This is a genomic window from Agrobacterium sp. CG160-95, assembly GCF_053521725.1.
Window position 1 is genome coordinate 147,804 of record NZ_JBNWDU010000001.1, and the last position, 13,708, is coordinate 161,511.

12 protein-coding genes are annotated in these 13,708 nt (G+C 59.7%); 9 read left to right on the forward strand and 3 right to left on the reverse strand.

Features of this window, described 5'->3' with window-relative positions; translation table 11 throughout:
- The first annotated feature begins 16 nt into the window (after positions 1-16).
- Positions 17-1,156: a DNA-processing protein DprA gene (gene dprA, locus ACQZ63_RS00750; protein WP_065704684.1), complete on the forward strand. Its 1,140-nt coding sequence runs from the start codon at positions 17-19 to the stop codon at positions 1,154-1,156.
- On the opposite strand, the gene ACQZ63_RS00755 is transcribed toward dprA, so the two are convergent.
- Positions 1,112-1,342, reverse strand: coding sequence for a hypothetical protein (locus tag ACQZ63_RS00755; protein WP_019565491.1), 231 nt, complete (start codon positions 1,340-1,342; stop codon positions 1,112-1,114). The two genes, dprA and ACQZ63_RS00755, sit on opposite strands and share 45 nt — an antisense overlap.
- Before the next feature lie 258 nt (positions 1,343-1,600).
- On the opposite strand from ACQZ63_RS00755, the gene topA reads away from it, so the two are divergent.
- The 6 genes from topA to rpmG all read left to right on the forward strand — a co-directional run bounded on the left by topA (position 1,601) and on the right by rpmG (position 9,253).
- On the forward strand, positions 1,601-4,285 hold the full coding sequence (topA, locus tag ACQZ63_RS00760) for a type I DNA topoisomerase (protein WP_113555853.1): 2,685 nt from the start codon (positions 1,601-1,603) through the stop codon (positions 4,283-4,285).
- On the forward strand, positions 4,282-6,636 hold the full coding sequence (gene rnr, locus ACQZ63_RS00765) for a ribonuclease R (RefSeq protein WP_003512718.1): 2,355 nt from the start codon (positions 4,282-4,284) through the stop codon (positions 6,634-6,636). Before topA ends, rnr begins: the two co-directional genes overlap by 4 nt.
- 46 nt (positions 6,637-6,682) lie before the next feature.
- Complete coding sequence (locus ACQZ63_RS00770) at positions 6,683-7,126, forward strand: DUF983 domain-containing protein (RefSeq protein WP_003512717.1); 444 nt, start codon at positions 6,683-6,685, stop codon at positions 7,124-7,126.
- Between the two features lie 20 nt (positions 7,127-7,146).
- Positions 7,147-7,815 carry an NUDIX domain-containing protein gene (locus tag ACQZ63_RS00775; RefSeq protein WP_112152896.1) on the forward strand — a complete coding sequence of 223 codons (669 nt, stop codon included), beginning with the start codon at positions 7,147-7,149 and terminating at the stop codon, positions 7,813-7,815.
- A 17-nt stretch (positions 7,816-7,832) separates the two neighbouring features.
- Complete coding sequence (locus ACQZ63_RS00780) at positions 7,833-8,996, forward strand: MFS transporter (RefSeq protein WP_019565488.1); 1,164 nt, start codon at positions 7,833-7,835, stop codon at positions 8,994-8,996.
- An 89-nt stretch (positions 8,997-9,085) separates the two neighbouring features.
- Entirely contained in the window at positions 9,086-9,253 is a 168-nt protein-coding gene (rpmG, locus tag ACQZ63_RS00785; RefSeq protein WP_003496403.1) for a 50S ribosomal protein L33, read from the forward strand.
- Between the two features lie 879 nt (positions 9,254-10,132).
- Here the strand turns inward: rpmG and ACQZ63_RS00790 are convergent.
- Together ACQZ63_RS00790 and ACQZ63_RS00795 are read right to left on the reverse strand one after the other, a co-directional pair.
- Positions 10,133-11,503, reverse strand: coding sequence for a PleD family two-component system response regulator (locus ACQZ63_RS00790; RefSeq protein ID WP_113555854.1), 1,371 nt, complete (start codon positions 11,501-11,503; stop codon positions 10,133-10,135).
- A gap of 18 nt (positions 11,504-11,521) precedes the next feature.
- Entirely contained in the window at positions 11,522-11,893 is a 372-nt protein-coding gene (locus tag ACQZ63_RS00795) for a response regulator (RefSeq protein WP_003496409.1), read from the reverse strand.
- 131 nt (positions 11,894-12,024) lie between these two features.
- Here ACQZ63_RS00795 and ACQZ63_RS00800 point away from each other — a divergent pair, with 131 nt between their 5' ends.
- Positions 12,025-12,333, forward strand: coding sequence for a DUF3572 domain-containing protein (locus tag ACQZ63_RS00800; RefSeq protein ID WP_113555855.1), 309 nt, complete (start codon positions 12,025-12,027; stop codon positions 12,331-12,333).
- Between the two features lie 69 nt (positions 12,334-12,402).
- The gene (locus ACQZ63_RS00805; protein WP_065704689.1) at positions 12,403-13,686 is read left to right on the forward strand and encodes a DNA polymerase IV; all 1,284 of its coding nucleotides are present in this window, start codon (positions 12,403-12,405) and stop codon (positions 13,684-13,686) included.
- The last annotated feature ends 22 nt before the right edge of the window (positions 13,687-13,708 follow it).

The following is a 13,708-nucleotide window of genomic DNA, read 5'->3' on the forward strand; positions in this document are numbered from 1 at the left end:
GCTTTAGGGATACGTCATGCCGCATGAGGAAACGACACGGCAGGGCATCGAGCTTTCCGCGCGGCAGCGGGTCGCATGGCTTCGGCTGATCCGCAGCGACAATATCGGCCCCGTCACCTTCCGCGAACTCATCAATCATTTTGGCAGCGCTGAAAAAGCGCTTTCTGCCCTGCCCGAGCTTTCAAGGCGCGGCGGTTCATTGCGCAGCCCGCGCATTGCCACACAGGCGGAAGCGGAAGGCGAAATCGAAACGGCTGAAAGATTCGGCGCTCGCTTCGTCGGCATCGGTGAGCCGGACTATCCGCCTGCCCTGCGACAGCTCGACGGCGCGCCGCCACTGATCGCCATGAAGGGCTCGGCTTCCACCGCAACAAGACCTTGCGTCGGCATCGTCGGATCACGTAACGCCTCCATCAACGGCGCGAAATTCGCCGCGATGCTGGCGCGCGATTGCGGTCGTGCGGGCTATACGATCGCTTCCGGGCTGGCGCGCGGCATCGATGCGGCAGCGCACCGGGCAAGCCTTGCAACCGGCACGGTGGCCATGCTGGCGGGCGGTCTCGACCGTCCCTACCCGCAGGAAAATTTCGGGCTCTTGCAGGACATCTACGAACAGGGCGGCGCGACAATCAGCGAAATGCCCTTCGGCTGGGAGCCACGCGCGCGGGATTTCCCCCGCCGCAACCGGCTGATATCGGGCGTCTCGCTCGGCGTCGTCATAGTGGAAGCGGCGGAACGATCCGGTTCGCTGATCACGGCGCGGCTTGCCGGCGAAGCTGGCCGGCTGGTTTTCGCCGTGCCAGGCTCCCCACTCGATGCACGCTGCGAAGGCACCAACCGGCTGATCAAGGAAGGCGCGATGCTGACCACGGGGGCGGCCGATATTCTCGATGCGCTACGACCGCTGATGGAACCGCAATTGCCCTATGACCGCAAGGTCGAGGAACCACGATCCGATGAGGAAATGTCACCGCCCGGAGATGACGAGCGCAGCATCGTTGCCGCCGCTCTCGGGCACTCGCCCGTCGAAACGGACGATATCATTCGCCACACGGGTTTTTCCGCGGCCACGGTTCACATGGTGCTGCTGGAACTCGATATTGCAGGGCGGTTAAACCGGCACGCCGGGGGGCGGGTTTCGCTCCTCGCGGATTGATAGCTTGCGCCGCCCGCTCTGGATATCGCCGACTTCCACATAGGCCATTTCAATCAGATAGCACAGCATGTCGGCGCCCTCGCGATTGGCGACGAGCCTCAGTTCCGCGAGCATCTGGCGAATGTAAGCCAAGTTCTCTCTGGTCCCTTCATTATCGGCATTATTGTTTGTTGCGTTCGGGACCATATATCTATCCTGGAATTTCAACCTGAAACAAAGATCATTACGTCAATTCAAATCATGTTGGTCACTATAACAAATTTACCAAAGATTGCAATACAACGACAGATTATCCATAGGTTGCAATTGCCTTGGAGCGATAAAATCGGGCTTGCCTCTTGACCCGCGCGCATTACCTGTCCATGTCGAATTATAAAGAAGGCGAATTGCGGCATTATGCCGTGATCCGGCTATGTTAACGGACCAGTTCCAGAGAAAAACAATATGAATGTCGTCGTCGTAGAATCTCCTGCCAAAGCCAAGACGATCAACAAGTATCTTGGTCCGGGCTACAAGGTTCTTGCATCCTTTGGCCACGTCCGGGACCTTCCTGCCAAGGACGGATCTGTGCTGCCCGACCAGGACTTCGAAATGTCCTGGGAGGTCGATAGCGCATCCGCCAAGCGCATGAAGGACATTGCCGACGCGGTGAAATCCTCCGACGGCCTGTTTCTCGCAACCGACCCGGATCGCGAGGGTGAAGCGATTTCCTGGCATGTGCTTGATCTCTTGAAGAAGAAGCGCGTTCTCGGCGACAAGCCGGTGAAGCGCGTGGTCTTCAACGCCATCACCAAAAAGGCGGTGCTGGACGCGATGGCGAACCCGCGCGACATCGACGTGCCGCTGGTCGATGCCTATCTTGCCCGCCGTGCGCTGGATTATCTTGTCGGTTTCAACCTGTCGCCGGTTTTGTGGCGCAAGCTGCCGGGCGCCCGTTCCGCCGGCCGCGTGCAGTCCGTTTCGCTGCGTCTCGTCTGCGACCGCGAAGCCGAGATCGAGCGTTTCGTCTCCGAGGAATACTGGAACATCAGCGCGCTGTTGAAGACACCGCGCGGTGACGAGTTCGAGGCGAAGCTGGTTTCCGCCGATGGCAAGAAGCTGCAAGGCCGTTCGATCAAGACAGTAGATGACGCCAACCGCCTGAAGGCGCTCCTTGAAGGCGCGACCTATATTGTCGATACGGTCGAGGCGAAACCCGTCAAGCGCAATCCCGGCCCGCCCTTCACCACCTCGACGCTGCAGCAGGCTGCCTCCTCGCGCATGGGCTTTTCCGCCTCGCGCACCATGCAGGTGGCCCAGAAGCTTTATGAAGGTATCGACATCGGCGGCGAAACCGTTGGTTTGATCACCTATATGCGTACCGACGGCGTGCAGATGGCGCCGGAAGCGATAGATGCCGCACGCCGCGCCATCGGCGAGCAGTTCGGCGACCGCTATGTGCCGGAAAAGGCGCGCTTCTACTCGACCAAGGCAAAGAACGCGCAGGAAGCGCACGAGGCTATCCGTCCGACCGATTTTAACCGCACGCCGGATCAGGTGAAGCGTTACCTCGATGCCGACCAGTTGCGTCTTTACGACCTGATCTGGAAGCGCGGCATTGCGAGCCAGATGGCATCTGCCGAAATCGAACGTACCACGGTGGAAATCCTTGCCGACAAGGACGGTGAAAAGGCCGGGCTTCGTGCTGTCGGTTCCGTCATCCGCTTCGACGGCTTCATTGCCGCCTATACCGACCAGAAAGAAGATGGCGAGCAGAGCGACGACGGTGACGATGAAGGCCGCCTGCCGCAGATCAATGCGCGCGAGAACCTCGCCAAGCAGAAGATCAACGCCAGCCAGCACTTCACCGAGCCGCCGCCGCGTTATTCGGAAGCATCGCTCATCAAGAAGATGGAAGAACTCGGCATCGGCCGTCCTTCCACCTATGCGGCGACACTGAAGACGCTAAGCGACCGCGAATATATCATCATCGACAAGCGCAAGCTCATTCCCCATTCGCGCGGACGGCTGGTGACGGCTTTCCTCGAAAGCTTCTTTGCCAAATATGTCGAATACGACTTCACCGCCGATCTGGAAGAAAAGCTCGACCGCATTTCCGCGGGCGAACTGGACTGGAAGCAGGTGCTGCGCGATTTCTGGAAGGATTTCTTCGCGCAGATCGAAGATACCAAGGAATTGCGCGTTACCAACGTGCTGGATGCGCTCAATGAAGTTCTGGCCCCGCTGGTCTTCCCCAAGCGTGAGGACGGCTCCGATCCGCGCATCTGTCAGGTTTGCGGCACCGGCAACCTTTCGCTGAAGCTCGGCAAATATGGCGCTTTCGTCGGTTGCTCCAATTATCCGGAGTGCAACTTTACCCGCCAGCTCACGTCCGATGGCTCGGAAGCCGAAGCTTCCGTATCCAACGAGCCGAAAGCGCTGGGTGCCGATCCGATGACCGGCGAGGAGTTGACGCTTCGGTCTGGCCGTTTCGGCCCGTACATCCAGCGCGGCGATGGCAAGGAGGCCAAGCGCTCCTCGCTGCCCAAGGGCTGGAAGCCTGAGGAGATCGACCACGAAAAGGCGCTGGCGCTCATCAACCTGCCGCGCGATATCGGCAAGCATCCCGAAACCGGCAAGATGATTTCCGCCGGGCTTGGCCGCTACGGACCCTTCCTGTTGCATGACGGTTCCTATGCGAACCTCGAAAGCATCGAAGATGTGTTCTCGATCGGCCTCAACCGTGCCGTTACCGTCATTGCCGAGAAGCAGAGCAAGGGACCGGGGCGCGGCCGCAACGGCACGCCTGCGGCGCTGAAGGAACTGGGTGATCACCCGGATGGCGGCCCGATCACCGTCCGCGACGGGCGTTACGGCGCTTACGTCAACTGGGGCAAAGTTAACGCCACCATTCCAAAGGGGCAGGATCCGACCTCCGTGACGCTGGACGAATCGCTGGTGCTGATTGCCGAGCGTATCGCCAAGACCGGAACCGGCGGCAAGCCCGCCAAGGCCAAGAAACCTGCTGCCAAGAAGGCCGATGGCGACACAGCCGCAAAGCCGAAGGCGACAAAAGCCAAGGCCGCAACGAAAAGCAAGACGGCTGCCAAGCCGAAGGCCGCAGCCAAACCCAAGAAGGCAGAATCGTGAGCAAGGCGCCGCGTCAGAGACAGGGTTCCGCCAGCGACGGCTTCGGACGTACCGGGCGCGGCAAGCGGGCAAATGAAGGTGAAGGCATCATCCATGGCGAGGTGCCTTCCCGCGAAGTGCTGCTGAAATTCATCGCCGAGCATCCGCAGCAGGCCTCCAAGCGCGAAATCGCCAAGGCTTTCGGGCTGAAAGGCGACGACCGCGTTGTGCTCAAGGCACTGCTGAAGGAGCTTGAAACCGATGGCATGGTGCAGAAGAGCCGCAAGACGCTGACGCGACCGGGTGGCCTGCCGCCGGTGACGGTTCTCGACATCACCACCCGCGACAAGGACGGCGAATTGATCGGCCGGCCTGCCGAATGGCCTGAAGATCAGGGCGCGGCCCCCGCCGTGCTCATCCGCCAGTCCTCGCAGGACCGCAGTAAGAAAGCCCCTGCCGCCGGTCTCGGCGATCGCATTCTGGCAAAAATATTCCCTTCCAAGGACAGCGTCGGCCCGGCCTACACGGCCCGCGTCGTCAAGCTGATCGACCGTCGTCAGAACGCACTGCTTGGCGTGTTCAAGGAAACGGAAGGCGGCGGCGGACGCCTGATGCCGATCGACCGGCGCGGCGAGGAAATGGTCATCGACCCCGAGGGTGTCGGCGATGCCAAGGACGGCGACCTGATCGAGGTGGAAACCTCGCGCAACAGCGGTCGTTACGGCCTGACACGCGCAAAGGTTCTTTCGGTCGTCGGCTCAGTCGCCTCGGAAAAGGCGATCTCGATGATCGCGATCCATGCCCACGGTATTCCGCACATCTTCCCGCCGAATGTTCTGGCGGAGGCGGATGCCGCAAAACCCGCGACCATGTCGCACCGCGAAGACTGGCGCGACCTGCCGCTGATCACGATCGATCCGGCCGACGCAAAGGACCATGACGACGCGGTCTATGCCGAACTCGACCCCTCGCCCGACAATCCTGATGGAGTGATCGTCACCGTCGCCATCGCCGACGTGTCCTGGTATGTGCGATCAGGCGCACCGCTCGACCGCGAGGCGCTGAAGCGTGGTAACTCCGTCTATTTCCCTGATCGTGTCGTCCCGATGCTGCCGGAACGCATCTCCAACGACCTCTGCTCGCTGAAGGAAGGCGTCGACCGCCCTGCCCTTGCTGTGCGGATGACCTTCTCGAAGGAAGGCCGCAAGGCGAGCCACACTTTCCATCGCATCATGATGAAGAGTGCCGCCAAGCTCTCCTACCAGCAGGCGCAGGCCGCAATCGACGGTCGCCCGGACGACAAGACCGGCACGCTGCTGGAGCCAATCCTGAAGCCGCTGTGGCACGCCTATGCCGTGATGAAGCGCGGCCGCGATCGCCGCCAGCCGCTGGAACTCGACATGCCGGAGCGCAAGATCCAGCTCAGGCCCGACGGCACTGTTGACAAGGTAGTCATTCCCGAACGCCTCGACGCGCACAAGCTGATCGAGGAAATGATGATCCAGGCGAACGTCGCCGCCGCAGAGACCCTGGAAAAGAAAAAGCAACGGCTGGTCTACCGCGTGCATGACGCCCCCACACTTACCAAGCAGGAAGTGCTGCGCGAATTCCTCGGCACCATCGGCATTTCCATGGCCAAGGGTGTCGCGATGCGCGCCAATTCCTTCAACGGCATTCTGGCGCGCGCACTCGACACGCCGCACCAGATCATGGTCAACGAGATGGTGCTGCGCAGTCAGAGCCAGGCGATCTACAGCCCGGAAAATATCGGCCATTTCGGCCTCAACCTAATGAAGTACGCGCATTTCACCTCACCGATCCGCCGTTATGCCGACCTGATCGTGCATCGGGCGCTGGTCGGATCGCTAGGCCTCGGCGAAGGCGGCATCACCCCGCAGGAAGAGGCGACGCTTGACGATATCGCCGCCGAAATCTCGACCTTCGAGCGCCGCGCCATGGCCGCAGAGCGCGACACCATCAACCGGCTGATCGCGCACCATCTTTCCGAGCGCGTCGGTGAGGAGTTCGATGGCCGCGTCGCGGGTGTCACCAAGGCGGGACTATTTGTCGCGCTGCCGCAGTTTGGCGCCGACGGGTTTGTTCCTATATCTACACTTGGAACCGACTATTTCCTCTACGACGAAGCTCATCAGGCTCTGACGGGGGAAAAGACGGGTCTCGGTTATCAACTCGGCGATACGGTTCAGGTGCGGCTTGCAGAAGCGGTACCCTTGGCTGGTGCGCTGCGGTTTGAAATGCTGAGCCCGGGGCGCAAGATGCCGGTCGGCTCGCGGTCGTTCCACAAGGCAGGCCGGCGGACATCACGTCCTTCCGCCAAGCCGGGAACAAGGCCGCCGAGAGGACGTCGGTAACAAGACCGCGTCAAGCGGTTAAGACAAACGGGAGAAGGACTTCAGGATGAGTGCAAATCAGGGCTCGGAAACGGTTACCTTCGGAGATGGAAGCGCGGAGCGTCCGCTTGGCCGCTCGATCATGCGGGGCATGGCCAATCGCTGCCCGGCCTGTGGCAGCGGTCGCCTGTTTCGGGCCTTCCTGAAGCCGGTGGACAATTGCGCGGCCTGCGGCGAGGAAATGCATCATCACCGCTCCGACGACCTGCCGCCCTATATTTCCATCGTCATCATCGGCCATATCGCCGTTGGCGGCTTCATGATGACCGATCTCGTGCTTTCCGTTCCCATGTGGGTACACTTCGCCATCTGGGTGCCTATCACCATTCTGGCCGCGCTTCTGACGCTACAACCGATCAAGGGTGGCGTCATCGGCCTGCAATGGGCACTTAGAATGCACGGCTTCGACGGAAAACAGCCAAAAGTGCAGATCGACGGCTCCTCCCACTAACGGCGGGCGGGAATTTGCAAGTGTCCGAGCTTCCCTCGAGCACCCAAGCGGCGAGCGGCCCGTTGCGGCCGCGCGATGCCGCCTCAATCATCCTGTTTGATCGTTCCGGCCCTGCTATTCGCGTGCTGATGGGCCGGCGCAGTAATGCCCACATATTCATGCCCGGCGCCTACGTGTTTCCCGGCGGCAAACGCGATCCGCGCGACCACGCCCTGCCCTTCTCCGGCGATCTGCACCCCGCCGTGCTGCGCAGCCTCACCACGTCTGCCGCGCGCCGCCTGAGCGCTGCCGGGGCACGGGCGCTGGCGCTTGCCGCCGCGCGCGAGCTCGTGGAGGAAACCGGCGTCGATATGGGCATGGACGCTGATGGTCCGGATCTTTCGCGTTTTCGATATGTGGCGCGCGCAATCACCCCGCCCGGCAATATCAGGCGTTACGACACGCGATTCTTTTGCTGTTACGCCGACGAGTTGCGGCTGGATACCCGGCTAATCAGGGATTCAGATGAGCTGCACAATGTGCAATGGCTTGACATGACAGCGCTTTCCAGTCTGAACATGCCGAAAATCACACGCACGGTTCTCGAAGATGTCACAAAACTCATGATAGGTGATCCGTCACTGCCCTTTGAAAGCCCCGCGCGGCTCTATGTCACGCGCCACGGCCGATTCATTCGAGACTTTGTATAAAGGCCGTCATGTCACAAATGAAATGCGAAGCGGACGCCATTCACTGGCCCTCACTGATCGCCGCCATCTCCGCCATCAGTGCGGTCGGTGTCGCCATCGGCCTGGGCCTGCCGCTCCTGTCGATCATCCTTGAGAAGCGCGGCATCTCCTCCACCATGATCGGGGTAAATTCGGCAATGGCCGGCGTTGCGGCGATGATGGCAGCGCCGGTGACCACCAAGATCGCCCATGATTTCGGCGTGGCGCGAACGATGCTATTTGCCGTTGTCGTGTCGGCCCTGAGTGCGCTCTGTTTCTATTTCGCCGACGCCTTCTGGATGTGGTTTCCGCTGCGAATCGTCTTCCATGGCGCAACCACCACGCTGTTCATCCTCTCCGAATACTGGATCAACATGACCGCGCCACCGAAAAAACGCGGCATGGTTCTCGGCATCTACGCCACCGGACTTGCGGTTGGGTTTGCGGTTGGCCCGTTATTGTTTTCCGTGGTCGGCAGCGATGGCATCCTGCCGTTTCTGGTCGGGGCAGCAATCATACTGCTTGCCGCGATCCCGATCTTCCTTGCGCGCGGCGAAAGCCCGGAGCTGAGCGAAAGGCCGAACCACCATTTCGCCCGTTATATATGGCTGGTGCCGATGGCTTCTGCGGCGGCCTTCGTGTTCGGCGCCGTGCAAGCGGGCGGTCTGTCGCTCTTTCCCATCTATGCGACCCGCGAAGGCTTCAACGAATCGCAGGCGGCACTTCTGCTGACCGTGATGGGCATCGGCAACATGGTCTTCCAGATACCGATCGGCCTGCTTTCGGACCGAATGAAGGACCGGCGCACAATGCTGGCGCTGATGGCCTTTGCGGGCGTTTGCGGCACGCTGGCGCTGCCCTTGCTGGTGGATAGATGGATTCTCGTCGCGGCCCTGCTGCTGTTCTGGGGCGGCCTCGTATCCGGCATGTATACCGTCGGCCTTACCCATCTGGGATCGCGTCTCAAAGGGGCCGATCTGGTGGCCGCCAACGCCGCCTTCATCTTCTGCTATGCCATGGGCACAATAGCCGGACCACAGGCCGTCGGCATTTCCATGGATGTTGCGGGTACCGATGGTTTCGCCTGGGCGCTTGCCGTGTTTTTCGGGCTTTACGTGGTGCTTTATGCCTTCCGTTTTGTTTTCAGGGCAAAACAGACTTGACTTTTCAGGCGCGATACGTAGTTTCGCGCCAGATTTAGCCGAGGTGAGAAGCGCCTGCGGCTTCTCTTTTGTTTAAAGGCAGGACGACCATGGCGAAAGCTACAACAATCAAGATCAAGCTGCTGTCGACAGCCGACACCGGTACCTTCTACGTCACCACCAAGAACAGCCGTACGTTCACGGACAAGATGACGAAGACGAAGTATGACCCGGTTGTACGCAAGCACGTTGAATTCAAGGAAACCAAGATCAAGTAATTCTTGATCGGGTTCTCCGGCAAAAGCGCGCCCAACGGGCGCGTTTTTTGTTTGTATGGAAAAGATGCCGCCAACGGCATTCTTTGCGCCAGCGCCCTCGCAAGGCCCGCCACGGGCCAACGAATCGCAACCTTCCTAGTTGCGGTTGTTGAGTTTGGAACCCAGTCGGCGCTATTGGCACGGCGGGAAAACTCTTTATCACCGTCTCGCCTAACCAGCGCCTCTCCTAATCAGCGTCTCATCGGCCAAATGCGTCAACCGCTGCGACAGCGCGCTGCCTGCGCGCGCAGCCGGATGTGCTGCGCTATAAGCGGCAAGCACAAGCGCAGAATATTTTGGGAGATAAGGCGGTCGGCTAACGATGTGATCACGGCACGAGGAACCGATTCGGACATCGTCAGCCGACCGACCCCACGATCCAGGAGATGCGGCGGACCTGAGCATCATGGGGCATTCAAACTACGCAATACCAGCCCCTGACGACCGAAACATCAGCGGCGTAAACCGCCATCGTTTCTTCATCACTAGACGGAAAAACCGCCGGAAGAACTGTTATTCTCGATTGGGAGTGTGCGCAGAAGTAAAATAAAAATCAACAAATTCTTAAGCCAGAGATACATCACCTGGAAAACATGGTTAAATATACAACGCTGGCACACTATAGTTCCGTGAGCGATTGAATTCAACGTATTTTTCAACTTGAACTCTATTAACCCTGTTAGACTTCACCCCCTCATTGCAAGAAGATAAAATACTGGCAAGGTCAGGGACTTCGCGCTTGCCACAGTTTGCCGTCAGGTCTTTGGGCGGCTATCGATAACAATAAATGTCGAAAGTCTCAAAAGGCGGCACGGATTGTCAGCGTCATGGTCTGCGCCTTTAGGCGGCGGCCGCCACGACGCGGTTGCGTCCCGTGTGTTTCGCCTCGTAGAGCGCCCTGTCGGCCTGCTTCAGAAGCTCGTCCGGCGCGCCGAATGCTCCACTGCTGGTGGCGATGCCGAGCGAAGCCGTGATACTCAACTCGCGGTCGATGGAACGAACGTGAAACGGCTTGTCCTCGATGATTGCCCGCAGGCGTTCGGCAACGCTTGTGGCAAGCTCCATCGGCGTGTCGGGCATCACGACCACGAATTCCTCCCCGCCATACCGGCAGGCAAGATCGGCGCCGCGCACCGTGCTGCGGATGCGGGCTGCAAACTCGCGCAGAACCTCATCGCCGACATCGTGGCCATAGGTATCGTTGACCAGCTTGAAGCGGTCGATATCGGTCATGCAAATGGAAATCGGGCGGCCACGCACGGCGGCGCGGTCGAAAAGTATCTTCAGATGATTGTCGAGATAACGGCGATTGTTAAGACCAGTCAGCCCATCGACGATAGCAAGCTCCATCGTGTGCTGGAGATTGAGCCGCAGATGCTCGTTATAGCGCTTGCGCCGGATCTGCGTCAGAGACCGGGCGACAAGTTCGTTGGGATCGATCGGGCGGAGAATATAATCGTTCACGCCAAGATCGAGCGCCCGCGCCACCATGTCGTCCGCCCCCTGTTCCGCTACCAGAAGCAACGGCAGGAACCGGGTACGCTCCAGCGAACGAAGCTGCGAACACAGTCTCAGCGGATCGTAATCCTCAAAATTGGAATTGACGATGACAAGCTCGAAGGGGTTGCTCGCGGCCTTCAACAGGGCCGCCTGAGGCTCCGTGACGGCCTCGACCTCGGCAACCGGCTTCAGCGCCCTGACGATGCGTTCCTGCGAGCTGGCGCGGCCATCCGCCACCAGAACGCGGCCAGGCGTCTGCATGAGGCCATCGCTGCGCAGCATCTCCTCGATGCCGATCTCGCGCGCGGTCTCGGCCCGCAGCCGCAATTCGTCACTGACGGCCTTGAGGCGCACGAGGCTTTTGACACGGGCGATCAATTGAAGGTCGTTAACGGGCTTGGTCAGAAAATCATCGGCGCCGGCTTTCAGGCCGCGCACGCGATCTGAGGGCTGATCGAGTGCGGTGACCATGACAACAGGAATATGCGCCGTTTTCGGATTGGCCTTCAGTCGTTCGCAGACCTCGAAACCGTCCATGCCAGGCATCATGATGTCCAGCAGGATGATATCGACCTGTTCCTGGTCGCAGATACCAAGCGCCTTGAAACCATCCTCGGCGGTTACGACGTCGAAATATTCCGCGACAAGCCGGGCTTCGAGAAGCTTTACGTTTGCGGGTATGTCGTCAACAACCAGAACTCTCGCCGTCATAACAGTTCCCCAACCGCCTTACGCATCGCCTAGATAGGTCTTGATGATTTCGATGAATTTCGGAACGGAGATCGGCTTGGACACATAGGCCTCGCATCCGCCCTGACGAATGCGCTCCTCATCCCCCTTCATGGCGAAGGCGGTTACCGCGATGACCGGAATGACGTGCAGCTCATCATCCTCCTTCAGCCATTTCGTCACCTCCAGCCCGGAAACCTCCGGCAGCTGAATATCCATGAGAATGAGGTCGGGGCGATGCTTGCGGGCAAGATCCAGCGCTTCCATGCCGTTGCGTGTCTGGATCGTCGTATAGCCAGACGCCTCGATCAGGTCACGAAAGAGCTTCATGTTCAGCTCGTTGTCTTCGACTATCATGACCTGCTTGGGCATGGTGGGCAGTCCCCGTTTCGCTTTGAAACCTTCTCCCAGACATATAGGGTGCCAGAGAACCGATTCCATCGTCCATTTGTTGCGCAAGGCTAGAACGATTTGGTTTCAAAATAGGTAACTTCGGTAGAGAAATGCTGAGAGATACAAAAAACAAAGACAATGCCGGAAAAGATCCGCAAGAAACGGCGGCCTCCATACTTGGCTGGCTGGCAAACGAGCCGGAAATGCTCGGGCGTTTTCTGGCGCTGAGCGGATTGCAGGCCAATATGCTGCGCCATGCCGCCCACGATCCCGGCTTTCTGGCGGGGCTCACCGATTTTCTGATGAGCCACGAACCAGACCTCATGGCCTTCTGCGCGGCGACCGAAACATCCCCCGAAACGGTTGCCGCCGCCTGGCACCATTTTTCCGGCCCGGGGCTGGATTCGGGTGAGTATTGACAGGCCACCCCTTGAGCCACCGTCACGGCCGGAGTATGGTTAGCGACGTTCTGGTTTTGTTTTCGGCCCATGTCCACGTCGCATCTTTATGATCCCGGTTTTTGCCGCGACTGTCTGACCGGCCAGCCAGCGGACCTGAGGCGTTGTCGCGCCTGTGGCAGTCCCCGCCTCGTCTACCATGACGAACTCTACGACCTCAGCATCGCCCATATCGATTGCGACGCCTTTTACGCCTCCGTTGAAAAACGGGACAATCCCGATCTTGCCGACAAGCCGTTGATCATCGGCGGCGGAAAACGCGGCGTGGTTTCCACTGCCTGCTACATTGCCCGCATCCAGGGCGTGCGTTCCGCCATGCCGATGTTCAAGGCGCTGGAAGCTTGTCCGGACGCCGTGGTCATAAAGCCCGACATGGAAAAATACAGCCGCGTCGGCCGTCAGATCCGAACAATGATGCAGGATTTGACGCCGCTCGTGCAGCCGCTTTCCATAGACGAGGCGTTTCTCGATCTTTCCGGAACGGAGAGGCTGCATCACGATCCACCTGCCCGGGTTCTGGCGAAATTTGTGAAACGGGTGGAAAAAGAAGTGGGCGTGACCGTCTCGGCCGGTCTGTCCTACTGCAAATTTCTGGCCAAGGTCGCGTCTGACCTTAAAAAACCGCGCGGCTTTTCGGTGATCGGCGAAGCGGAAGCGCTTTCCTTTCTGGCAGCACGGCCCGTCACGACGATATGGGGCGTTGGAAAGGCGTTTGCGGCGACGCTGGAGGCGGACGGCATCCGCATGATCGCGCAGTTGCAGGAGATGGAGGAAGGCGACCTGATGCGCCGCTATGGCGTGATGGGACAACGGCTGTTCCGGCTTTCGCGCGGCATCGATGAACGGCACGTGCACAATAACGACCCCGTGAAAAGCGTGTCTTCCGAGACCACCTTCTTCAACGATATTTCCCGGCACGAGGACCTCGTACCGATCCTGCGGTCGCTTTCCGAAAAAGTTGCCTGGCGCCTGAAGAAGAGCGGCATTTCCGGCCAGACGGTTGTACTGAAAATGAAGACGGCCGATTTCAAACTCCGCACCCGCAACCGCAAGCTTGATGACCCTACCCAGCTTGCCGACCGCATATTCCGTACCGGCCTTTCGCTGCTTGCGAAAGAAACCGACGGCACCAAGTTTCGCCTGATCGGCATAGGCGTCAGTGATCTGCGCGATGCGGACCTTGCCGATCCTCCCGATCTCGTCGACAGGCAGGCGGAACGGCGGGCGGCGGCGGAAGCGGCAATGGACAAGCTGCGCGACAAGTTCGGCAAGGGCAGCGTCGAGACCGGCTACACTTTCGGCACACGCAAATAGCGGCCATGCCGCTTGCAAACGC